Origin of the sequence: Kordiimonas marina (assembly GCF_023006325.1) — a bacterium.
Taxonomy (GTDB): domain Bacteria; phylum Pseudomonadota; class Alphaproteobacteria; order Sphingomonadales; family Kordiimonadaceae; genus Kordiimonas; species Kordiimonas marina.
This window is the reverse complement of sequence record NZ_JAINDF010000006.1, coordinates 1-23,578: the sequence shown is the minus strand read 5'-3', so window position 1 is coordinate 23,578 and position 23,578 is coordinate 1. Positions and strand designations below refer to the sequence as shown.

The following is a 23,578-nucleotide window of genomic DNA, read 5'->3' as shown; positions in this document are numbered from 1 at the left end:
GGAAAGCCATGTTTGATATGCCTGATATCACGCGCAAGCGCGCGGCGCTCAACCCTCATAAGCTGGCGATGGAGGAAGTCGCCACCGGGCGCACCGTCACCTATGCCGAGCTGGATGAGAATGCCGCGAAGACGGCGGCCTATCTTGCCGAGAAAGGCGTGGAGGCCGGGGACAGGGTCGCGGTCCTCAGCCACAATCACATCGCCTTTTTCGAGCTGTTGTTTGCCGTCGCCAAACTGGGTGCGGTGCTGGTGCCGCTCAACTGGCGGATGCCGCCAGCGGAGCTAAAACCTCTTATCACCGACAGCGAACCCAAGCTGATATTCCATGACACGGCGACCGCCGACACCGCCACCACCCTGCCCTTCAGCGCCGACACCTGCATCAGCTTCGACTGCTTGATGACCGAACGCGCCGGCCTCCCCCCGCATGCGGGCCGGGATGTCTGGCCGGAGGACGGGCTGTGGTATCTGCTTTATACCTCCGGCACCACCGGGCAGCCGAAAGCGGTTATCCAGACCTTCGGCATGGCGCTCGCCAACACCATCAATCTCGGCCAGCCCATTGATATTACGAGCCACGACGTCACGCTCAATTTCCTGCCGCTTTTCCACACCGCGGGCATCAACACCCACACCATGCCGGTTTTGATGAACGGCGGCACCGTGATGGTGATGCCGGGCTTCGACTGTGACCTGCTCGCAGACCTATTGGAAAGCGGGCGGCTGACCGTGTTCTTCGGTGTGCCCGCGGTCTACCAGCAACTGAGCCTGCATCCGCGTTTTCAGGCACTGGACCTCACCCGCGTGCGCCACTGGGCCTGCGGCGGCGCGCCGATTTCCGACACGCTGCTGGAGCTGTTCATGGGCCGGGGCGCGACCATCTGCAATGGCTTCGGCATGACCGAAACCGGCCCTACCGTCTTCCTGATGGACCGCGAAAGCGCGCCGGAGAAAATCGGCTCGGTCGGCAAGCCGCAGCTTCTGGTTAGCGTGCGCATGGTCGGCCCGGACGGCGTGGATGTGCCCGCGGGCGAGACCGGCGAGCTGTGGATCAGTGGCCCCGGCATCACGCCCGGATACTGGCACAAGCCCAAGGCCACCGCAGCGGCGCTTAAGGACGGCTGGCTCAAATCCGGGGACCTGGCGCGGGTGGATGGGGACGGCTACCACTATATCGTCGGGCGCTCGAAGGACATGTATATCTCCGGCGGCGAGAATGTGTACCCGGCCGAGGTCGAGAATGTACTGGCAACCCACGAGGCGATCCTCGAGGCCGCGGTTGTCGGCGTGCCGGACGCGCGCTGGGGCGAGGTCGGCCACGCCTTCTTCATGCTGCGCCCGGAGGCGGACGCCCCCACGGATGAAGCGCTGAACGCCTTCTGCCGCAGCCTGCTCGCCGCCTACAAGGTGCCGAAATATTTCTCGGTGGTCGCGGAATTCCCCCGCACTGCCGCCGGTAAAATCCAGAAACATCTGATCGAACGGACCTGAATGATGACTGACAGTATCCGGCGTGAGCGCACGCTGAGCCAAGACGAGTTCCACCGCTTCGCCGCGCTTTCGGGCGACGATAACCCGATCCATGTGAACCCCACGTTCGCGGCGGGCACCCGCTTTGGTGCGACGGTCGCGCACGGGCTGTTCCTCGTGAGCATCCTCAGGGGCCTGATGGATGAGCTGGTGCCCGGCGGCACGCAGGTGAGCCAGTCGGTCATGTTCCCCGCCCCCACCTACGCGGGCGCGCCGATGGTGTTCGAAGCCAAAATCACCGGCCGCGACCATGACCTTGTGACGCTGGCCGCCAGTGTGCGGCGCGCGGAAGGCGGCACCGAGACCTGCCTTGTCGAAACCACGCTTCGGCAAGCGGCCTGAGGGAGAAGACGCATGAACATTGGCGACCAGAAAAGCACCAGCCGCGCCTTCACCGCGAGCGACATCGACGACTATATCGCCCTAGGCGGCGCGAAGCCGGGTGCCGACATCGTGCCGGAACCGCTGATCGGCGGGCTATTCTCCTACCTGCTCGGCGTCGAGCTGCCCGGCCCCGGCACCATGTATCTGAAGCAGGAGACCGACTTCATCGCCCCGGCGCGCGTCGGTGACACGCTCACCGCCAAGGTGGAGATCACCCAGCTGCGGCCGGAGAAGAAACTGATCGATCTGCGCACCAGCTGCCGGGACGGCGACGGCGCGCTGGTGGCCGACGGCCGCGCGCTCGTCTATCTCGACGCGCCGCACTGGCCGGTGACAGGGTAAGCCACACAGCCACCGGCACATTTGGCAGAATGGACCCTGAAACAAGTTCAGGGTGACCATACTGTGGGCTAGGTGACGGCTGAGGTTGGCTGCTATCGATGATGCCCGTCTCCCTGTCATACTGAACTTGTTTCAGCATCCGCTGGAACTCTGCCACCTGTGTTCCTGGCCCCGCCGATCAAGTCGTCGGGTGACGATTCAAGCGAGGGTGGGCGCATAAAAAAAGCGCCATCTACCGAACGGGTACGGCAGATGGCGCGAAGGAGTTTCGCAGTCGCCGCTTAGGATGCGGCGGCGACGAGTGCCTGTTCGAGAATATCGAGGCCTTCCTCAAGCTGATCGTCCGGAATGGTGATCGGCGCAAGAAGGCGGATGGTGTTGGCCCAGTAGCCGCAGCTGAGGATGATCAGGCCACGCTCAAGCGCCGCCGCCACCAGCTTAGAGACCACAGCCGGGTTCGGCGTGTTGCCGCCCTTTTCCGTGACCATTTCGAACGCGATCATGGCGCCGAGGCCGCGGATATCACCGATAGCTGCGGTGTCGGGGCGGGCTTTCATTTCAGCCAGACGTTCCTTCATGCGGGCACCAACCTTGTCAGCGCGGGCGCAGAGGTCTTCCTCCTTGATGACATCCAGCACCGCGTGGGCCGCGGCGCAGCCGATCGGGCTGCCGCCATAGGTGCCGCCCATGCCGCCAGGGGCCGGGGCGTCGATGATGTCACGCTTGCCGATAAGGCCCGAGAGCGGGAAGCCGCCCGCGAGCGCCTTTGCCACCGTCATCAGGTCCGGCTCGATGTCATAATATTCGGTCGCGAAGACTTTACCGGTCCGGGCGAAGCCGGTCTGGATTTCGTCACAGATCATCATGATGCCGTGTTCGTCACAGAGCGCGCGCAGGCGGGTCATGAACTCAGCCGGGGCAACATAGAAGCCGCCCTCGCCCTGCACGGGCTCAACGATGATCGCGGCCACGTCCTTGGCTTCGATGTCGCTTTTGAACAGCGCCTCAAGGTGGGCGAAGCTGTCATCGACCGAAATGCCGTGATGCGCGACCGGGAACGGCGCGTGATAAATGCCCGGTACGGCAATGCCAGCGCCGGTGCGGTACGGCATGATCTTACCGGTCAGCGCACCGGTCAGCGCGGTACGGCCATGGAAAGCGCCGCGGAAGGCAATCACGCCCGGACGGCCAGTTTTGGTGCGTGCCACCTTGATGGCGTTTTCGACCGCTTCGGCACCGGTGGTGAAGAAGATGGTCTTGGCGTCCCCAATCGGCGCTGCTTCATTCAGCCGTTCTGCCAGCGAGATATAAGTCTCATACGGCACCACCTGGAAGGCAGTGTGGGTGAACTGGTCGAGCTGATCCTTGACCGCGCCGATCACCTTCGGGTGACGGTGGCCGGTGTTACAAACGGCGATCCCGACCGCGAAATCGAGGAAGCGGCGGCCATCGGCATCCCACAGCTCGGCATTTTCAGCGCGCGCGGCGAAGATCGGGGCAGCAGAGGCAACACCCTGCGGCACGGCGGCCTTCCTACGGGCAAGCAGGCTTTCATTGTTCGACATAAGTATCTCTCCAAACTGAAGACCGGTCCAGAAGATCACCCCCGGCCCGGCAGACAAATTCCTATTTGCCGGAAACCATGCCAGAGGCTTTCCCTTGAATACATGATCTGTTTAAGCGATATATTTGATAGTTTATACAAACAAGGAAACCAGCATGGCACAGGGCAGTATCGGCCGCTTGGGAGATGTGGACATTCGTCTCCTCCGCGTCTTCGTCGCGGTGGCGGAAGCGGGCGGCGTGACCGGGGCGGCAGCAAGCCTGAACCTGGACCCGTCCACCATCAGCCGCCAACTGACCGACCTTGAAACCCGGCTGGGCCTGCGCCTGTGCGAACGCAGCCGCGCGGGTTTCTGGCTCACGGAGGAAGGCCGCGCGGTGCTGGAACGCGCCCGCGCGCTGTTGGCTGCGCTCCGCGACTTCCGCCAGCATATCAGCGAAATCCATAAGGAGATGGAGGGAGACTTCGCCATCGCCATCGCCGACACCATCATCTGGGACCCGCGCCTCAGACTGCCGGACGCCATCCGCGGCCTGAAGGAGAAAACCCCGAAGGTAACCCCGGTGATCGAGATCCTGCCGCCGGACGCGGTCGAACGCGCGGTCGCCAACCGCGCCGCCCATGTCGGGCTGATGCCGGTGCAGGCGAGACGCCCGAGCCTCCGTTACGATGTGCTGTATGGGGAGGAAAACGCGCTCTATGCCGCGCCCGGCAACGCGGCAGCTGGTGCCGAAACGCTGGACACGCTTCTCGCCACCCCGGTCGCGACCGTGCGCTACGAATCCAAAATGGCGGCAGTGATCCAGAAGCTCGGGCTGACGCCGGGGCCTGCCACCAACACCACCGAAGGGGTGGCGGCGCTGATCCGCACCGGGCTCTATCTCGGTTATTTCCCGACCTATTACGGCGCGATTTTCGAGGAACGCGGGGAGATCGTCCGCTTGGGCGTGCCCGACACATCCTATGAGGTGGATATCTGTGCCGTGAGCGCGGACAACGACCAGCCGTCCACGCTGACGAACCTGTTCCTGGACCTTATGAAGTAGGGGTGTCGTTCTTCCGATTTTCGGCCAGCCACCGGGCATAGCCCCGTTCGCTGCGGCACCACATAAACCAACCGAACAGCAGCCCCATGGCCACCCAGATGAAGATATCGGATCCATTCGTGCGATATATTTGCGGCGTCTTCCCCAAGGCCCACTCCATCAGATTCGCACTGGTATAGACAGGGATTAGCCAGAGAATGATTCCCATATAGACGATATTGAAGAGCAGACCTTTTGAGCGCTGCTTTTCCCACTGTTTGACGCGGGCAGGCGTAAACATCCCCGTAAATCTCAACATAAATCCTTCTAAGTTTTACGATGATAACTGATTGTGGCTTCAGCTTACGCCACCGGCCCCATATGCTGGCGGCGGTATGCCAGTTCATGGCTGACCCAGATGTAAGCGCCGAATGCGAGGCTGACGAGCGTCCAGAGGGTCAGGCCAAGCGCTGTGGTGCGGTGGATAAGCAGCGCCTGCTGCGACAGCAGATCGAACAGATTGACGAGCAGGTAAACCGGCAGGCCGAAGCGCAGGATGCCGCGCTTGAAAATGTAGAAAAGTGGCCCCTGCGTGCGCACCCGCTGCCAGACATCAAGCTGGCGCTGGCTTTTGCGCGGGAAAAGGCGGATCGCTATTTTTTCCAGAAGTTTCGTCATCCTCACTGTCCTCCACTGTTATTTTGTGAATGGTTGGCAGCCCCACCATACTTGAGACAAAAGCAAAAGCCTCCCTCCTCCAATGGTTGCTTTCAAACACCCCTGGAGACGGCTTTTTTCATATGGCTTTCCTTGATTGCATGGCATGACCTTATGCATCTATATGTAGCAAATGCACAATCAATTTCAAGGGGATAGGAGATGGAAATCCGTGCTGATAAGGCGTAAACATCTTCCTTCCCTACGCCCGTACCAGGACAGAATATGACCTTCCAAGCCATCCTCACCATGCCGACCCATATTGCCTTAACGGTCCTGCTGCCGCTGGTTATCCTGCCCACGGCGTTTGCCCAGCTTTTGCTTAAAGGTGGCAGGGTTCCCGAGGCGGATGCGGACGGCTGGACGGCGCTGAACCATGTCCGCCGCCTCAAATGGCTTGGGCTGTTTTTCCTGATGGCCCTGCCCTTTGCCTATGCCCTGGGCAATGACCTTGCTGGCAAATGGGGCCTTTGGAGCGCGATTGCCCCTGCCCTTTTATGCCTGCCGACCCTGATGCTGTGCCTGCGCGGGTTCATGCCGACCGGCGCGCCAAGCGCCGCCTTCGGCCGGGAAGGCATCAGGCTCGGACGCCTGCGGGGTACGCCCCAGATCATCCCCTGGCAGGAGGTGAAAAGCGTTCAGGACAACAAGTTTCTCGGCCTGATCCTTAAAACCGGTCTGGGCCCGCTTGTTCTGGATAAACGCTGGCCGGGCATACCGGGCCTCGTAAGCGCCCTTCAGACCCGCAGGGTATCAGGCGCTGATCGAGTGGACCTGCCGAAACACCGCCGTTAGCGCCCGCGGACCCAATCGGAAAAGCGGCGAAGGACAGGCCGGGTATTGAGGCTTTCCTTAAGCGCCACGACATCGGCGTTTGACCGGCCGTTTTCTGCCGCAAGGTTGCAGACGGTCAGCGCAGCCGACGCATAGTTGCGCTTCGCAAGATATGTCGCCAGCGCCAAATAGTCTTCTGCACCTGTAAGATACTCGCACGCGGCCTTCATCGCTTCTTCGCGATGGGCCTTCGAGCGCATGACCGCAGCATTCAGCCCCGTAAGCTTAGCCCGCAAAAGACGGTTCCGAGCCTTCAAACCCGGGACGGCGTTGGAATCCGACCTGGCCTTCATGGCGAAATCGCATAGGGCTTCCTGCACACGAAAAGCGGTTTCCGCCATGACATCGGGGTCCAGCTTTTGCGGCGCGAGTGTCAAGCCGCGCCGGGCCGCTTCCGCCACCGGGTCGAGCCCAAGCGCAGTTGCGACATGGCCGAAAGTCTCCTCCGTATGCGCCACCGGCGTGCCGGCGAAAGGATAGTTCTCCACCAGATAGTCCGACACATGCGCGGCGATATCCGCATCTTTGTGCCGGGCATTGAGACGGCGGAGATAGACAGCCTCCTCAGCGGAGATTGACCGGTTGACCACGGACGCGGGCACATCCGGCAGGCGGCTGCCATCCAGGTCCAGCCGCGCGAGGAAGGCCGCCGCCAGCGCGTCGCGGTTTTCGCTATAATCAATGGTTTCGATCGGGAAATGGGCCCCAATCGCGGCTTCATAGACCGGATGATGGTAGCTGAAACGTTTCGTTGAGGCTTCGAGCGGATTTGCCGCTATCCCACGCTTCACACCCTGAAGATACCCTGAAATCGCCAGTTCGAACGGGTCGCGCCGGAAGGCGATGGCCTGTATCTTGACCCCGCGCCCCAAGGCGTACGCCGCCACCTCAGCCTGTGCTTCAGAGGGTAGCTTGAACCAGTTTTCGGTGGACAGGAGGCTTTTGCCGGATGGTCCTTCCAGGTAGCGCTCCAGCGCCGGGCCGACCTCGCCCCCGTTCATGGCCTGGGCGATAAACCACTGGCCGTTGCCGGAACTGATCCGGCCTTCGCGGGCTGCTTCCGCCGCGCGGTCGTCCGGCTGGATATAATCAAGCCCATATTCGTCCCGCAGGAAATCCGCATTGCGGGCAAACACCGTCTGCAGGAAACTGCTGCCGGTCTTGGGGAACCCAACATGGAGATAAAGTGTTTTCACAGAGAGCCCCCTGATCGGCTTTGCGGTGGTTTCGCAGCTATAGGTGGGGGGCTCCATCAAGTCAAGCTGGCCCGGAAGCCCCGCGCGGGCCGTCATTCGGGCTGGTCAGGCGCGCCTGTTGCAGCTGCAACAGTTTGCGGGCTCGGCTGCAACACACCGGGGGCAACAGCTGCGACAGGGCCGTCACCGGCCTCCCTGCTTGGCAAGCGCAGGCTTTAAAAAACCACCAGGCGATCCTATATTTCCTTCTAGAACAGGGGGATAAAACCATGACAAAACGGTTGCCGGAAATTTTGGAAGACATGCGGCAGGCATTTCTCGGCCGCAAGGCAGGGTACGGCTGGAAGCAGGGCGCCGCCGACGCTTATGGCGCAACTGTAAGCGAAATCAAAGACTTAAGCGGCAATACCCTCACAGGCACCGCCGAAAAATTCAACGCTGCCCTCCCCTATATCGAACGCGCCGGCTACCGCGTCACCGAGATCGAAGTCGGCCTCGGCCTGTCTCCTAAGCTGACCGCGCACCTCATGCTGGAGGACGTGATCAGCGAGGCAGATCAGGAGGATTTACTCCTTGAAACAAAAGAGAAAAAGATGGTCAACACGATCCTGAACACGCTTTTCAAGGCCAGCAATGCGCGCACGAAATTGAAGTTCCGGCGCTTTCACTTCACCCATCTGGAGCTTGAACTCAGCATCCTGCCCACGGTGGTGCTGAAATTCCGTCCGAACGGCAAGCCGGACACGCCTGAGACCCTGCCAGCAGAGACAGGCCCCACACCGCTGCCAACTGAATAACCATTTATATTTTATGACTTATTCTCGATAGCGCGGCTGATTTCGAAGCGCAGTTTATCGATGGAGATCGGCTTGCTGACGAAGCCGTTCATACCAACATTCTGAAAAGCCTCCCGCTGTTCCGCCAGTACGTCCGCCGTCAGTGCGATAATCGGCGTCCCGCCCTTGGCATCCCCCCGGGCACGCACCAGCTTCGCAGCCTCAAGCCCGCTCAGGATCGGCATCTGGTTATCCAACAGGATCAGGTCAAATGTCCCTTCAGGTTTTTCATCAAGAAAATCAATAGCTTCTTGCCCATTTTCGGCCAATGTAACCGTATGGCCGAGGCGGGTCAGCATCTTGGTAATCAGCATCTGGTTGATATATACGTCTTCCGCCAGCAGGATATTAAGCCCACCGCCGACCTCTTCCTTGGCCTCCTCTGCAAGCTCCGGAATTTCATCACTCGCCCGACCAACCGGTATCCGGAACCAGAAGGTACTGCCTTCGCCGAGGATACTGTCGACGCCAATTTCACCGCCCATAAGCTCAACAATCTGTCGGCATATCGCCAACCCGAGCCCGGTGCCGCGCATTTTCTGAGCCCGACTGTTGCTCAACTGGCTGAAACGCCTGAACAGGAGCCCAATTTCCTCCTTGGAAATTCCGACGCCGGTATCGACCACGCGCACTTCAAGGGTCTTGTCCTCCTCCCCCCGCATGATCGCCTTGATCGTGATGATCCCGTCTTCGGTAAATTTTATGGCATTGCCGACAAGATTGGTGATGACCTGCCTCAGCCGCACCTCATCCGCGACGACTTTAACATCACACCCCGCCGACATTTCCAGCGTCAGCTTTGTCCGCTTTTCAGCAGCCAACGGCCGCATAAGCAACCGAATATCCTTGAGCGTACGGGCCAGAAGAAAGGGCCCGGGCGAAATCTCCAACCGCCCGGCTTCAAGCTTGGAAAAGTCGAGCACGTCATTGATGATATTCATCAGGGCATGCGCTGAATTCAACGCCGCGGCCGTCAGCTCTTGCTTTTCGTCTTCGTCGGAGGAGCTCTGCAACAAGCTGAGCCCGCTGACCACCCCATTCAGCGGCGTCCGGATTTCGTGGCTCATGTTCGAGAGGAATTCAGACTTTGCGACACTGGCAGCCTTCGCCTCGTCCAGCGCATCAAGCAGTTTTGCCCGTTTGCGTGCCAAAATGTCAGCCGTTTTCTTTATCTGGTCGGATATCTGCCCAAACTCATCCCCCCCGGTTAGGAGAGGCCCAATGTCATCCTCCTCGGAGGCCAGCATCTTCGAAGCATTCAGAAGCCTGTTCAAACGGCGGCTTACTTTTTCACGCAACAGTATGGCGACAGTAAAAGCCAGAAGCACCAAGGTCAGTGCCAGTATCTCGATAGAACGGGTCGCGACCTTTTTGATATTCTCGCTCAGCCCGGTTGTGCTTTGCGCAATCACCAGCACCTGCTTGGTCATGACACCGCCTTCAAGCGCCCCAAGCCCTATATAGCCCGTCAGGATCTTGCCGCCCGGATCCCGCAGCATCATCATCTGGCCGGTGGACAGGGCCCGTTTGAAAACAGCCGCCTCAATTTGGAAAGGCAGGTCGGTATATAGTTTCCCCTGATAGGCCGTATTGCCCGCATACCGGACGCGGCCATCCGCAGTGACAATCGCAATCCCTTTGACCTCAGGCTTGCTGCCTGTGATAAAAACGTCCTGGCTGACCGCTTGCTTGTCGCCTTGGCTGAGGAGCATGTTGAAGCGGCCTCGCATCGCGTCGACCTCACTGCTGAAATCCTGTTCTGTAACAGCGAAGGCCTGCTCCTCCGCGACAGGCAAGGCCACAAAACCATAGACCAGCAACGCAACCCCGGCTGCGACCAAAAAACCTATCGGCATGAAATAGCGGATAGGAATATCGTTCATCAATGAGCGAAAGTCGCGCACGCACCCCACCCCAGTTTTCTCTTCCCCACCGCATTGGTACCCCAAGGGCCAATCATGCACAAATTACTATTCTATCATTTGGTAAATATATGGTTGTTGCTCTCCTCTTGCGCCGCCAGATGGCAGAAAATATTGTACCCTCGGATAGGTATTCTGCGGTATGAAGATAGCCATGAAGAGGATTATCGGTTTCTGCCTGATCATCGTGGCTGCCACACTGCCTGTGGCTGCAAAAACCCTGCGCATTTCCGCGCCAATCCTGTCCGGACATTTTGACAAAAACGGGGTTGGACGCAGTGCCGCTGCCCTTGAAGCCATATTTCATATATGCGGGATCAGACCTGAGTTCGAGTTAAAGCCATGGGGACAGCATTGGCTTGCTTACGAACGTGACCCCGACCTCGATGCCGTTGCCATCGTGTGGGAGAGCGCGGGCATCAACGGTTTTCCATCCGCCCCCTTTATCCATCAGAAGAACGGTGTTGCGTTTTTGGCGGCGGCGAATCTCAAGATCAGATCTGTGAGCGACCTAAAAGGCCTGCGGGTACTCGGCTTTGGCGGGGCCACACAAATGTTTCCCTCCCTCGCAGCTGTTCTGCCTGACTTGAAAAGCTATTGGGAGGCTCCGTCAGGCTTCTCCACGACGCAGGCGCTCATTAATAAAGATGTCGACGTCTTCATTACCGACGGCCTTATTTTCGCAATCGATTATAAATTGAGGGCCAAGGCTACCGGCGGAACCTATGGAGACAGCAATTGGCCTAAGGTCAAATTCGTGGGTCTTTTCCCCGAAAATGCGGACACCATCACCTTCCGTCACAAAGAAGACAGGGACAATTTCAACCGCTGCCATGACGAGGCGGTGAAGTCAGGGGCGCTCGCTAAAGCCACCAAGCCATATATCGATCCCTACCGGGATATTCTCGGAGATCAAATTCCGGCTGAATGAGCCTCTCGTTCACAGGGCTCACCCCGCAAATCCATCCCCGCAAAAGCAACCAAACCGATTCTCCGCCCTGCCGGTCCGGTTTCATATTACAGTCCCAGCCCCTATAACAATCGTTAATTTTCGGACATACCGCCTGAATATCGATCAGGAAAAATATTTCCATAAGACACTGATAAATATAACTTTATTTGATTCACCCCGCGCTCAAAACAGTCAATTATATTCCTGTTGGACAAGGGCCGGGATATTCATCAAACTGTCATACGTCCACCATATGGTTGCGCCTCGAGGGCTTCGGTCATCAAGACCTCGGATATCCCGTTACAGGCAGCAGGGTGCTGCTAATCGGGATACCAAAGTTTAGAGACGTGTCTGGAAAGACATTTCGCCAAAGGGCCGAAGAACTGAAGGGGTAATGCGACGAAAGAGTCGTTGCCTCGCTTGGGCTGTATATATGGAGAGAACCCGTGAAACTTTTTGTCAACGCTATCGCAGCAGCAGGTATTGCTCTCGCTGCTTCGCTTGCTCCGGCTGCCGCCGACCAGATTTCCGGCGCTGGTGCAACCTTCCCGTACCCGATCTACGCTAAATGGGCTGACGCCTACCAGAAAGAAACCGGCATCGGCCTGAACTACCAGTCGATCGGTTCCGGCGGCGGGATCAAGCAGATCAAAGCCAAGACCGTTACCTTCGGCGCCAGCGACGCTCCGCTTTCGGGTGCTGAACTCGAAAAAATCGGCCTCGCTCAGTTCCCGATGGTTATGGGCGGTATCGTTCCGATCATCAACGTACGCGGTATCAAGCCGGGTACCATGGTTCTGGACGGCACGACCCTTGCTGACATCTTCCTTGGTAAAATCACCAAGTGGAACGATGCTGCTATTGCTAAGCTGAACCCGGGCCTGAAGCTGCCGAACAAGTCGATCGCAGTTGTTCACCGTTCGGACGGGTCGGGCACGACCTTCAACTTCACCTACTACCTCTCGGACGTAAGCGCCGCTTGGAAAGACGAAGTTGGTAACGCAAAAGCCGTTCAGTGGCCGGTTGGCATTGGCGCCAAAGGCAACGAAGGTGTTGCAAACAACGTTGCGCAGACCGCTAACTCGATCGGTTATGTTGAGTATGCTTACGCTAAGCAGAACCACATGACCTACACCAACATGAAGAACAAAGACGGCCACATCGTTGCACCGAAGTCGGAAGCTTTCCAGGCTGCTGCTGCTAACGCTGACTGGAGCTCCAAGCCGGGCTACGGCGTTATCCTCGGCAACCAGCCGGGTGCCGCTTCCTGGCCGATGACTGCCGCTACCTGGATCCTGGTTTACAAAAACCCGGTTGATCCGGCTGCTACCGGCCAAGCTCTGAAGTTCTTCGCTTGGAGCTACAAGAACGGTGGTAAGATGGCTGAAGAACTCGATTATGTTCCGATGCCGCAGAATGTTGTTGCCGACATTGAAAAAATGTGGGCCCGCGACGTTCACAGCAAATAAGTCCTGATTGATATCAGGACGGGAAAAGGCGCCCGACGGCGCCTTTTCCTTCTGTTTGATAGACAGGGCAACCGTCTGACAATAGCGTAGGCAGACGGGTTGATTGAGAGACGCTCTTAGTATATCCCTGGCGGCATATAAATGCCTACTTCGTACCCTAGAGGCGAACTCATGCAAAAAAGTACGATGCACAACGGAGTCATAACGGCTTCCGAAATGCGCGCCCGCCATAAGATACTGGATCGCCTAAGGCACAGTGACACGGTATTCCGCATCGTTACACGATCGGCTTCCATCACCGTCCTGCTGCTTCTTGGCGCCGTAATCATATCGCTTTTCCATGGTTCGCTGCCTGCGCTCGAAAAATTCGGGTTCGGCTTCCTGACCAACAGCAACTGGAACCCGGTAACCGACAAGTTCGGCGCAATCGCCCCTATGTATGGCACCGTCGTTACCTCAGCCATCGCCATGCTGATTGCTGTACCTGTCGGAATCATGATCGCCCTTTTCCTGACCGAGATTTGCCCTGTGTGGCTGAGGCGGCCGATCGGTATCGCGATTGAACTGCTCGCCGGCATTCCTAGCATCATCTACGGTATCTGGGGCTTATTCGTTTTCGCCCCCTTCATGCAGCATCATGTGCAACCCTTCCTGATCGATACATTCGACGGGGTGCCGATACTGTCTAATCTATTTTCCGGTCCGCCCTACGGCATTGGCATCCTGACCGCGAGCCTCGTCCTCGCCGTGATGGTTCTGCCGTATGTGACCTCGGTCTCGCGCGATGTTTTTGCGACTGTTCCCCATGTCCTGAAGGAAGCCGCCTACGGCGTCGGCTGCACGACCTGGGAAGTCTTCCGCAATGTGGTTCTGCCCTATTCCCGCGTCGGCGTGATCGGTGGCGCAATGCTTGGTCTTGGCCGTGCGCTTGGCGAAACCATGGCCGTAACGTTCGTCATCGGTAATGCCCACCGTATTTCCGGCTCGGTTCTGGCGCCGGGGACCACGATCTCCGCGACAATCGCCAACGAATTCAACGAAGCAGTCGGTGACCTGTACACCTCATCGCTGGTGGCCCTTGGCCTTATCCTGTTCTGCATCACCTTCATTGTGCTTGCTGTCGCTCGCTATATGCTGATGCGTCTTGAGAAAAAGGCTGGGTAACATGATGAAAAGCCTCTACAGCGCCCGCAAACGCCGCAACGCCATCGCCATGGCTCTAGCCCTGGCCGCCACCCTTTTTGGCGTGACTTGGCTCGTCCTCATCCTCGGGAAGCTCCTGTGGGAAGGCTTTAGCGGCCTGTCCTCTTCTGTCTTCACCGAAATGACCCCGCCACCGGGGTCCGACGGCGGCCTTTTGAACCCGATTATGGGTAGCCTGATCATGACCGGCATTGCGGTCGCCATCGGGACGCCGATCGGCATTTTCGCGGGCACCTATATGGCGGAATATGGTCGTCATGACCGGCTGACCAGTGTGATCCGGTTCATCAATGACATTCTGTTGAGTGCTCCATCGATTGTGATCGGCCTGTTCATTTATGAAATCATGGTCTACCCCATGGGGCACTTTTCTGGCTGGGCTGGTGCCGTCGCGCTGGCCGTGATGGTAATCCCGGTCGTTGTCCGCACCACGGAAGATATGTTGAACCTGGTCCCGAACCAGATGCGGGAAGCAGCCTTTGCGCTTGGCCTCCCCCGAGCCTTCGTGATTCGCCACGTCAGCTATAAAGCGGCACGCGCAGGCATGATTACAGGGATATTGCTGGCAATCGCCCGTATCAGCGGCGAAACCGCGCCCCTGTTGTTTACGGCACTTAACAACCAGTTCTGGAACACGAATCTCAATGCCCCGGTCTCCAGCCTGCCGATCGTCATTTTCCAATTTGCCTTGAGCCCCTATGAAAATTGGCAGAAACTTGCCTGGACCGGCGCTCTTATTATCACTATGGCCGTGCTCGCGCTCAGTATCGGTGCGCGTACGCTTGCAGCATCGAGAAAACAGCAATGAACCATACACCAATCATGCCCTCAGAGACCGGACATATCTCGACGGACACCCCTGGCTTGGTGGAAAAAGTCTCGATCAGGAACCTGAATTTCTTTTACGGGCAGGCCAAGGCGCTGAAAGACATCAATGTCCCGCTTTATGAAAACAAGGTCACGGCCTTCATCGGACCGTCCGGGTGCGGTAAGTCGACCCTTCTCCGGACCCTGAACCGGATGTTCGAGCTGTACCCCGGCCAGCGTGCCGAAGGCGACGTGGTCTTCGATGGCGAGAACCTGCTGTCGCCCAAGCTCGACCTGAACCTTCTCCGCGCCCGTATCGGCATGGTTTTCCAGAAGCCGACGCCGTTCCCGATGTCGATCTATGACAATATCGCGTTCGGTATCAAACTCTATGAGCGCCTGCCGCGGTCCGAGATCGACGACCGGGTGCAATATGCGCTTCAGCGTGCGGCACTGTGGGATGAAGTGAAAGACAAACTGCACAGCAGCGGCATCAGCCTGTCGGGCGGCCAGCAGCAGCGTCTCTGCATCGCCCGGACCGTTGCCGTAAAGCCTGAGGTCATCCTGTTCGATGAGCCCTGCTCGGCACTTGACCCGATCTCCACGGCGAAGATCGAGGAACTGATCGCAGAGCTTAAGAACGACTATACGATCGTGATCGTAACCCACAATATGCAGCAGGCGGCGCGGGTCTCCGACTATACCGCCTTCATGTATCTGGGCGAACTGGTCGAGTTTGACGCAACCAACCAGATGTTCACCGCACCGCGTGACCAGCGGACCCGTGACTATATCACCGGGCGCTTCGGCTAATCGCCACGCGGGCCACAAATCTGCTTAATTGAACATGACGGCGGAGGGCACCCTCCGCCGTTTTTATTTGCCCCAAATCACCGCCGACAACCGGAGTCTTTTTCTGACCGTCGAACCAATGTCCCATTTCATTTGTTACAAACTGTTGCGTTGCATCCATGTAACAGTCGTAGAAAACACGGCTGATCACGCCATCCCCCCACAGTGCCACCGCCGCCCTTGCATGCGCAGGCCACCACCAGGGCATCGTGGTTATTTATTAATATTTTTCATATGGTTAGCTCTTGAACCACACCGCCCCACTCAAAAGAGGCGCCGCTACTTTTGCGAGCGGCTCTTCCCTACGTCCAGGCCGTCATAAAATGTTCATATAAGCGTCACCCAGCCGTCACAGGCTTTTGCGAATTCTCCCGGCGAGACGTAAGGGCCCTAGGACACAGGCCCGTAACGATCTTGGCCTGATTTGAGGGCCCATTGAGTTCACATCCCGGAACACGGACCGGGCACTATTGAATGTAACAAACTTCAGGGAGGCTACCCCATCATGAAGAAATCTTTCTGGCTGGCCGGCGCTGCCACCGGCGTTATGGCTCTTGCACTGAGCACCGCTGCTTCTGCAGCTGACTGGACCGACAGCACCAAAATCAGCGGTCGTATGTATTTTGACGCCAGCACCGTCAGCCACAAGTCGGACGGCGCGAAAACCGGCCTGACCGACAACGGCTACGGCTTCGACATCAAGCGTTTCTACGTTGGTATCGATCACAAATTCAACGACGTCTTCTCGGCGAACGTAACCACCGACTTCCAGTACAAGAGCGCTCTCGGCGCGACTGAGCTTTACATCAAGAAAGCTTACCTCGAAGCCAAACTTTCGAAAGCTCTTGACCTGCGTCTCGGTTCGACCGACCTGCCGTGGATTCCGTTCGTAGAGGGCATCTATGGCTACCGCTACGTTGAGAACACCCTCGTTGACCGCACCAAATACGGCACCTCCGCTGACTGGGGTATTCATGCCAAGGGTAAACTTGCTGACGGCATGTTCGAATACGCTGTCGCCCTCGTAAACGGCGCTGGCTACAAATCCCCTCCGGGTGCTGGCAATGCCAAAAAATTCAAGTCGGTTGACATTGAAGCCCGCGTAAACGTGAACTTCGACAACTTCGTCGTCGCTCTCGGTGGCTACAGCGGCAAGCTGGGCAAAGACGTCCAGGACGCCGTTACCTACCACACCGCGAAGCGTTTCAACGCGCTTGCAGCTTACAAAACCAAAACCGTCCGCGTCGGCGTTGAATACTTCAAAGCCAACGATTGGAAAAACGTAACGTCCATGACGTCGGAAGACTCGAGCGGCTACGGCGCGTTCGCTTCCTACAAGTTCAACCCGGAATGGGCTGTCTTCGGCCGCTTCGACCACGTCAAGCCGAACGAAACGACTGCCCCGTCGGTTAAGAACAACTACTACAACATCGGCGTAACCTACTCGCCGGCCAAAATTGTTGACCTCTCCCTGGTCTACAAGCATGACAAGTCCGACAACGGCTATGTCAGCACCGGCAACGGCACCATCGGTGGTTCCATCGAAGGCGTCCGTAGCGAGTTCGGCCTCTTCGGTCGCCTGCGCTGGTAGTAGATAAGGAACGCCAGCCCTTAGGGGTACGTGTTCCCTGAAGACAAATGGCCCGGCCCCGCTGACACCTGTCAGCGGGGCCGGTGTCGTTTTAGCCGCCCGCATCATTGACGCTTCTGCCGCCCCCGCCTAAAAAGGGCCTCAACAGGTGCCCCCAATGGGGCATGCCAGGGCTGCCTGGGCGCGAGGGGCGCCCGGTAAAACACAGGACAGGGAAGAATGAGTGAAAAAGTCTGCATCGTAACCGGTGGTTTTGGGTTCCTCGGGAGCCATGTCGCAACAGAGGCCGCCGCCCGCGGTTATAAGGTCGCGGTCCTCGACCTCAGCACCAATGCCCCTGAAGGCCTTTCAGATAAAGTCGGGGCCTCAGCCCTTCTCAAAGGCGGCGTAGACCTGACTGACCTGAATAGCGTCACCCAGGCGCTTACGGAAATTCACACCCATTTCGGCCGGATCGACGCGCTCTTCAACATCGCGGGCGGCTTCCGCTGGGAAACCCTGGAAGGCGGCAGCACCGACACCTGGGGCCTTCTGCAGCGCATGAACCTGCAAACGGCGCTCAATAGCTGCAAGGCCGTCCTGCCCTTCATGAAGGCTGCAGGCAAAGGCCGCATCGTCAACATCGGCGCCGCCGCGGCGCTGAAGGCCGGTATGGGCATGGGCAGCTACGCCGCCTCAAAGGCCGGCGTGCATAAGCTGACCGAAAGCCTCGCCGAAGAACTCAAGGGCGACAATATCACCGTCAACGCCGTCCTGCCCTCGATCATCGACACGCCGACCAACCGCGCCGATATGCCGGATGCCGATTTCAGTGCATGGGTCAGCGCCGATGACCTGGCCGCCACGATCCTGTTCCTCGCGTCCGACGAAGCGCGGGCCATCACCGGCGCGCTGCTGCCGGTCACGGGCCGCGTCTGATACCATTACCGTAGGCGGCACAGCCGGCACAAACATGACCTCAACGAAAGGCAGGGAACAGGTGTTTCCTGCCTTTTAAAATAGCACCCCATGCTTTTGGACGCATTACTGATAATATTGTTATTCCATTGACGCATTTCCCAGTCTAAGGCTAACTGCAGACAACTTGTTTACACTGCACATGTGCGTTGTTGCACGATGGGGGACTGAAGCGTGACGACTTTTACCGTGGACACAAACGCCACCAGTGCGACCGACGCCTTTAACAGCGGAACCCTCGCAACGGAGAGCGCGGACGGCCTCGGCCTGTCGCTCCTTGAAGCCCTTGGCCTCGCGCAGGACGGCGACACCATCGTGTTCGACCCGATCCTCAGCGGTGCTTCGATCACAGAAGGCATCGCCTACGCGATCACGCACAATATCACCATCAATGGTGATATCGACGGCAATGGTACGCCGGACATTACGCTCAACGCCAACAACTACGGCGCCAGCTTTATCCAGGTTTCATCAGGCGCGAATGTCACGCTCAACGGCCTGACCATCACCGGCGTCAACAGCGGCACCCCCATCTCGGCCTCCAGCTCGACCCTGGTCATCAATGATTCCGTCGTCACCGGCAACAGCGGCACCTACGGCGGCGTCTATGCCTCCAACAGCGACCTGACCATCCAGAACAGCCGGTTCGAGAACAACCCGGCCAACGGCACCACGATCGACACCATGAACGGCACGATCACCATCACCGACAGCAGTTTTACCGGCAACGGCTCGGGGAACGCGCTTCAGTTTCTGAGCCCGACAAGCGTTGCCATCTCCGGTTCAGTCATCGCCCACAACAATTGGAACGGTGTTGTCACTACAGGCCCCACCGACATCAGCAACAGTGTTTTCACCGGCAATGGCAACGCCGAGCTTGTACTGAGCACCAACGCGGCCGCTACCGTCAGCAACAGCATCTTTGCGGGGGCCGGCACGCCGATTGGTTTTGTCTCGTCCCCCCAGACCCTTACGTTTTCCGGGACCAACGTGGTCAGTGCCACGCTGGGTGGCGCCTATTCCGGCACGACACCGACCGTTGAGAGCACGCTGACCAATATCTTTGACGCGGTCTCCTCCGGTGGCGGCACACTTTCGGCCATTACAACCTCCTCCGGTGCGACAATCTACACAGCCCTTGTAAACACGACCGGCGCCGCACAAGGCCTTGGCCCGGCTTACCCGGCCACGATCGGCGGCGACACCACGGGGACCGCCAGCAAGCTGGGCAGCACCAACGGCACGCTCACGATCAGTGACCTCAACGGTGCGTCGGAAGAAAGCTTCACCACAGGCACCGTCAACGGCACCTATGGACACCTGACTATGGCCGCCAATGGCGCCTGGACCTATAGCCCCAACACGGCCAATTCATCGGTGACCTCCCTGACGACCGGCAGTTCGCTTCACGATACCGTCGCCATCACGTCCGTGGATGGCACCAGCCAGAATATCAACATCACCATCACCGGCGGGAACAGTGCGCCCAGCGGCCCCACCCTCACGAGTGGCGGGGTTGAGGAAAATGATACAGGCGCCTTCGTTGGTACACTCTCCGCTACCGACCCGGAAGGCAGCGCGGTTACTTTCTCCACCGATGACAGCCGCTTTGTCATCAAGGGCGATGAACTGTGGCTCAAGGACGGTGTTTCGCTCGATTATGAAAGCGAGCATCAGGTTACCCTGCAGGTATCATCCTCAGACACGAGCGGCCTTAAGGGCTCGGCCTTCGTCAACTTCAGCGTCGGCAACGTGACCGAACAGAAGACAGAAATGGGCGGCGTTGGGCAGGATTCGCTTCAGGGCAGTAACAGTGTGGACCAAAATAACCAGTGGGCCCGGGGTGGCGATGACCATCTCACCGGCTCGGACGGCAGCGACCGCATGGGCGGGGGCGACGGCAACGACACCCTGTGGGGCGGTGCCGGCAGCGACACGCTTTTTGGCGGAACCGGTGACGACGTGCTCAGTGGCGGTAATGGCAATGACCTGCTGTACAATGGCCAAGGCAATGACAGTGTCGATGGCGGCGCAGGTAACGACACCATCTGGGCCTCCGCAGGCGATGATACGCTGACGGGTGGGGATGGGGCTGACACCTTCGTGTTCGGCGCCAATAGCGGCAACGACACCATCACCGACTTCAACATCAGCCAGGACACGCTCGATCTGAGTTATTGCGGGTTCGCGGACCGCGCAGCGGTCTATGCAGCCGCATCCTATACCCTGGAAGGCGACAATCGTGGCCTGCATATCGATCTCGGAGACGGCAACAGTGTCTTCTTAGCCGGCCTCATCATAGACCTGGATACCCTCCCTCTGATTATTTAGGCTATCCAACCTTCACGCGATGGAAAGACCTGATATACGCGTCAAAATGTCCCGCATGATCAATTTTCTTGATCTCCCCGCCGGTCTGGGATAGCCGACAGACGAAACATGGGCTGGGAAACCGATGACGCTGAACAAATTCAGGAAAGACAATAACATTTGGGATATCGCCATTGTTGCGATCCTCCTGAATGCTTTCCTGCAAATCAGCTGCTGTATTGGCCCGGCAGCGGCCGGTGATTTCGGCCTGTCCGACCCTGCCAACTGGTGCAGCATCGACAAAGCTGCTGCCGCGCAGGATGCTACCGGATCGGGCCACAGCCACAATCACGATTGCTGCAAGGATTGCCGCCAGTGTATGGGCCAGGCTGTCGCCCTGACACCTGAGGCCACACCGGCAGCGCTTGCCGTCCGCGTCGCATACAGCTTTACGCCGGTCTATAAGGAGGCGGCTTTAACCGGCCTCCATATCTCGCCTTACGGGGGCCGCGGTCCACCCCTCACACTCCAAGCCTGAAAAACCCGTTTTTTTTAAATGGCACCGGGTCTGAAGCCCGGTTACCTGGAGTGATATTTATGCGTTCCTCTTTTTCACGCCTCGCCCTTAGTGCGCTGGCTTCTTCGACCATGCTGTCTGGTGCGGCGCTCGCAGAGACGCCTGCGGCAGACGATGGCAGCAACACGCTTACTGAGATCCTGGTGGTCGGCGCCCGGTCGGCGGACACCACCCCGACCAGTGAGAGCATCAAACCCAACCGCATGTCAGCGGCCGATGCCGCTTCGATTGCCAGCGGCCTTCCAGGCGGTGCGCTGATCAACAACGGCGCGCTTTCAGGCCAGGTCCAGTTCCGCGGCCTGACCGGTTCCCGTGTCGACGTAACGGTGGACGGCCAGCGCTTCGGTTCCGGCGGCCCGAACCTGATGGACCCGCCGCTTCAATATGCCCCCTTGCCGCTTGTCGCCCGGCTTGAGATTTCCCGCAGCGTCGGCTCGGTCTCCAATGGCCCCGGGCTCGCAGGCAGCGTGAATGCCGTCTATAAGAAGGTCGACTTCAGCGATGGCACCACGGCCGAGGTGAGCGGCGACCTCTCCGCCACCGCCCGCAGCGCGGACGAAAGCGTCGGCCTCGGCGGCATTGTGGGCGCCGCGACAAACCGCTGGCGCGTTCAGATGCTCGGCTCCTATGAAGATGGCGGCGACATGCGCTTCCCCGGCGGCCGGATCGCCAACAGCTTCCATAAACGCGCCACGGTCGGCACCGGCCTTGGCTGGCGCAGCGAAGACGGCACCCATGAGGTTGCGCTTGACTACCGCCACCAGCATGTCGGCGCCACAGGCAACCCGCCCTTCGCCATGGATATCGAATATTTCGACAGTGACTTCGCCCGGGCAAAATACAAAGGCAGCTATGACAGCCTGTCGCTCGAGGCCAGTGTCGGCTATGTCAATATCAACCACGCCATGACCAACTATCTGTCCCGCCCGGCCCCCGATGCGATGAAACAGCGCCGGTCTGTCGCCGCAGCCGAAACCTGGACCGCGGACCTGAAACTGGTGAAGCAAACCGCGCTCGGGGACATTCGGTTCGGCGGTGACTTTGCAGACAACCGCCATAACCTGACCATTACCAACCCCAACAACCCCGACTTCTTCCTGAACAGCTTCAAGGGCATTAGCATGAAGCGGGCCGGGGCGTATGTGGAATGGTACCGGGACATGGGCCAGGCGGGCTACGAGGCCGGTGTGCGCTATGACCATTATAGCTCCAGCACCGACGGTGCCAGCGTCGGCAGCGCCGTTCCCGCCATGCCCGCCATGCTCGCCATGGCCTTCAACAAGACGGACACCAACATCACGCATGACCTTGTCGATGTCGTCCTGCAGGGCTGGTATTCGCTCAATGACAGTATCAAGCTGCGCGGCACCCTTGCCCGCAAGAACCGCGCCCCCGGGTATGTCGAGCAATATGCCTGGCTCCCGACGGCGGCAAGCGGCGGCCTCGCCGACGGCAACATCTATGTGGGGGATCTGAACCTCAAGGCCGAAACCGCTTATGTCGCCGAAGTCGGCCTCGATTACGCGAGCGACCGCTTCTATGCACGCCCGACGATTTTCTACCGTGATATCAAGAACTTCATCCAGGGTGTCGCCTATGATGACACGCCTGGTGTGGTCGACAGCATGGTCGAGATGGTTGCCGCGATGAATGGGGACATGACCCCGCTCCGCTTCGCCAACGTAGACGCCAAGCTCTACGGTTTCGACATGGACATGGGGGTCACCCTGACCCAGCACCTGCATATGGACGGCAGCTTCAGCTATGTCCGTGGCGAGCGGGAAGACATTGACGACAACCTCTACCGCATCGCGCCTGCCCGCGGCACGGTTTCCCTGACCTATGAAGGTGGGGACTGGTATGTCCGCGGGGAAAGCCGCTTCGCCGCAGCGCAGAATAAGGTTTCGGCCACCAACAGCGAGGCCAAGACGGCAGGCTACGCCATCTTCAACCTCTATGCCGGTTGGTGGGTAGGCTCGAACGTCAAGCTAACCGCTGGGGTCGAGAACCTGTTCAACCGCTACTATGAAGACCATCTGGCGGGCTATAACCGCATCTCGAACTCGGATGTCGCCCTCGGGGCCCGCCTGCCGGGTGCCGGGACCAACGCCTTCCTGAGCGTCGAATACAGCTTCTAAAAGCAAGACGGGCGGGGCAATATACTGCCCCGCCCGTTACCTGGATGGCTCTTTCTCAAAAGCCTGAAAACACATCCCCTAAGAATTGCGCGTTACTTCTCGCCCAGCGTATTAGCGCGCTCGACGGCCACACCCCGTACCTTGCTGATTTTAGTCGCATCAGGCTGGCGCCCGCGCGCCATGACATACTGGACCGCCCGAACCGGCAAGCTTCTCTCCTCTGCCCCACCTACAATTAAAAAGGCCAGGGGCCTTATGGCCTCTGACCTTTTTAATGGTTGCGGGGGCAGGATTTACCACTGCGGGCGCTTTGCGCTCCTCGTGTTGCCTCCGCGTTGCTGCGGCCGAACACAGCTTCATTCACCGTCCC

At 58.8% G+C, this 23,578-nt stretch carries 22 protein-coding genes; 16 read left to right on the top strand and 6 right to left on the bottom strand.

What is annotated here, in order from left to right:
• The first annotated feature begins 8 nt into the window (after positions 1–8).
• The 3 genes from K6118_RS13625 to K6118_RS13615 are packed head-to-tail and all read left to right on the top strand — an operon-like array spanning position 9 to position 2,258.
• Positions 9–1,493, top strand: a complete 1,485-nt coding sequence (locus K6118_RS13625) for an acyl-CoA synthetase (protein ID WP_247120998.1) — start codon at positions 9–11, stop codon at positions 1,491–1,493.
• Positions 1,494–1,874: a MaoC/PaaZ C-terminal domain-containing protein gene (locus K6118_RS13620; protein WP_247120995.1), complete on the top strand. Its 381-nt coding sequence runs from the start codon at positions 1,494–1,496 to the stop codon at positions 1,872–1,874. It abuts the gene before it with no gap.
• A 12-nt stretch (positions 1,875–1,886) separates the two neighbouring features.
• On the top strand, positions 1,887–2,258 hold the full coding sequence (locus K6118_RS13615) for a hotdog family protein (RefSeq protein ID WP_247120994.1): 372 nt from the start codon (positions 1,887–1,889) through the stop codon (positions 2,256–2,258).
• Positions 2,259–2,539: 281 nt separating this feature from the next.
• On the opposite strand, the gene gabT is transcribed toward K6118_RS13615, so the two are convergent.
• Positions 2,540–3,823 (bottom strand): 4-aminobutyrate--2-oxoglutarate transaminase, encoded by a 1,284-nt coding sequence (gabT, locus tag K6118_RS13610; RefSeq protein WP_247120991.1) that lies wholly within the window; start codon positions 3,821–3,823, stop codon positions 2,540–2,542.
• 154 nt (positions 3,824–3,977) lie between these two features.
• Between gabT and K6118_RS13605 the strand changes: the two genes are divergently transcribed.
• Positions 3,978–4,868: a LysR family transcriptional regulator gene (locus tag K6118_RS13605; RefSeq protein ID WP_247120989.1), complete on the top strand. Its 891-nt coding sequence runs from the start codon at positions 3,978–3,980 to the stop codon at positions 4,866–4,868.
• Here the strand turns inward: K6118_RS13605 and K6118_RS13600 are convergent.
• Positions 4,858–5,166, bottom strand: a complete 309-nt coding sequence (locus tag K6118_RS13600; protein WP_247120987.1) for a hypothetical protein — start codon at positions 5,164–5,166, stop codon at positions 4,858–4,860. The genes K6118_RS13605 and K6118_RS13600 overlap by 11 nt on opposite strands.
• Positions 5,167–5,210: 44 nt before the next feature.
• Complete coding sequence (locus K6118_RS13595) at positions 5,211–5,525, bottom strand: hypothetical protein (RefSeq protein WP_247120985.1); 315 nt, start codon at positions 5,523–5,525, stop codon at positions 5,211–5,213.
• 264 nt (positions 5,526–5,789) lie between these two features.
• Between K6118_RS13595 and K6118_RS13590 the strand changes: the two genes are divergently transcribed.
• Positions 5,790–6,359: a hypothetical protein gene (locus K6118_RS13590; RefSeq protein WP_247120983.1), complete on the top strand. Its 570-nt coding sequence runs from the start codon at positions 5,790–5,792 to the stop codon at positions 6,357–6,359.
• On the opposite strand, the gene K6118_RS13585 is transcribed toward K6118_RS13590, so the two are convergent.
• A complete protein-coding gene (locus K6118_RS13585; RefSeq protein ID WP_247120981.1) occupies positions 6,356–7,594 on the bottom strand; it encodes a hypothetical protein in 1,239 nt (412 codons plus the stop codon). The genes K6118_RS13590 and K6118_RS13585 overlap by 4 nt on opposite strands.
• A 269-nt stretch (positions 7,595–7,863) precedes the next feature.
• On the opposite strand from K6118_RS13585, the gene K6118_RS13580 reads away from it, so the two are divergent.
• Positions 7,864–8,391: a hypothetical protein gene (locus K6118_RS13580; RefSeq protein ID WP_247120978.1), complete on the top strand. Its 528-nt coding sequence runs from the start codon at positions 7,864–7,866 to the stop codon at positions 8,389–8,391.
• Positions 8,392–8,402: 11 nt separating this feature from the next.
• Here K6118_RS13580 and K6118_RS13575 read toward each other — a convergent pair whose 3' ends face one another.
• A complete protein-coding gene (locus K6118_RS13575; protein WP_247120976.1) occupies positions 8,403–10,334 on the bottom strand; it encodes an ATP-binding protein in 1,932 nt (643 codons plus the stop codon).
• 172 nt (positions 10,335–10,506) lie between these two features.
• On the opposite strand from K6118_RS13575, the gene K6118_RS13570 reads away from it, so the two are divergent.
• The 5 genes from K6118_RS13570 (at position 10,507) to pstB (ending at position 15,596) form a co-directional block, all read left to right on the top strand.
• Positions 10,507–11,283, top strand: a complete 777-nt coding sequence (locus K6118_RS13570) for a type 2 periplasmic-binding domain-containing protein (RefSeq protein ID WP_247120975.1) — start codon at positions 10,507–10,509, stop codon at positions 11,281–11,283.
• Between the two features lie 467 nt (positions 11,284–11,750).
• Positions 11,751–12,773: a phosphate ABC transporter substrate-binding protein PstS gene (pstS, locus tag K6118_RS13565; RefSeq protein ID WP_247120973.1), complete on the top strand. Its 1,023-nt coding sequence runs from the start codon at positions 11,751–11,753 to the stop codon at positions 12,771–12,773.
• 216 nt (positions 12,774–12,989) lie between these two features.
• Positions 12,990–13,937: a phosphate ABC transporter permease subunit PstC gene (gene pstC / locus K6118_RS13560; protein ID WP_343269982.1), complete on the top strand. Its 948-nt coding sequence runs from the start codon at positions 12,990–12,992 to the stop codon at positions 13,935–13,937.
• A gap of 1 nt (position 13,938) precedes the next feature.
• Positions 13,939–14,784 carry a phosphate ABC transporter permease PstA gene (gene pstA / locus K6118_RS13555; RefSeq protein ID WP_247120969.1) on the top strand — a complete coding sequence of 282 codons (846 nt, stop codon included), beginning with the start codon at positions 13,939–13,941 and terminating at the stop codon, positions 14,782–14,784.
• A gap of 14 nt (positions 14,785–14,798) precedes the next feature.
• On the top strand, positions 14,799–15,596 hold the full coding sequence (gene pstB / locus K6118_RS13550) for a phosphate ABC transporter ATP-binding protein PstB (RefSeq protein WP_343269981.1): 798 nt from the start codon (positions 14,799–14,801) through the stop codon (positions 15,594–15,596).
• Here pstB and K6118_RS13545 read toward each other — a convergent pair.
• On the bottom strand, positions 15,577–15,786 hold the full coding sequence (locus K6118_RS13545; RefSeq protein WP_247120965.1) for a hypothetical protein: 210 nt from the start codon (positions 15,784–15,786) through the stop codon (positions 15,577–15,579). The two genes, pstB and K6118_RS13545, sit on opposite strands and share 20 nt — an antisense overlap.
• A 354-nt stretch (positions 15,787–16,140) precedes the next feature.
• Between K6118_RS13545 and K6118_RS13540 the strand changes: the two genes are divergently transcribed.
• From K6118_RS13540 to K6118_RS13520, 5 genes are all read left to right on the top strand, one after another.
• Entirely contained in the window at positions 16,141–17,226 is a 1,086-nt protein-coding gene (locus K6118_RS13540) for a porin family protein (RefSeq protein WP_247120964.1), read from the top strand.
• 219 nt (positions 17,227–17,445) lie between these two features.
• Entirely contained in the window at positions 17,446–18,144 is a 699-nt protein-coding gene (locus K6118_RS13535; RefSeq protein ID WP_247120962.1) for an SDR family NAD(P)-dependent oxidoreductase, read from the top strand.
• A gap of 213 nt (positions 18,145–18,357) precedes the next feature.
• Positions 18,358–20,514 (top strand): VCBS domain-containing protein, encoded by a 2,157-nt coding sequence (locus K6118_RS13530; RefSeq protein ID WP_247120960.1) that lies wholly within the window; start codon positions 18,358–18,360, stop codon positions 20,512–20,514.
• A 124-nt stretch (positions 20,515–20,638) separates the two neighbouring features.
• Positions 20,639–21,031 (top strand): hypothetical protein, encoded by a 393-nt coding sequence (locus K6118_RS13525; RefSeq protein WP_247120958.1) that lies wholly within the window; start codon positions 20,639–20,641, stop codon positions 21,029–21,031.
• Between the two features lie 59 nt (positions 21,032–21,090).
• Positions 21,091–23,208, top strand: coding sequence for a TonB-dependent receptor (locus K6118_RS13520; RefSeq protein WP_247120955.1), 2,118 nt, complete (start codon positions 21,091–21,093; stop codon positions 23,206–23,208).
• Positions 23,209–23,578 lie beyond the last annotated feature (370 nt).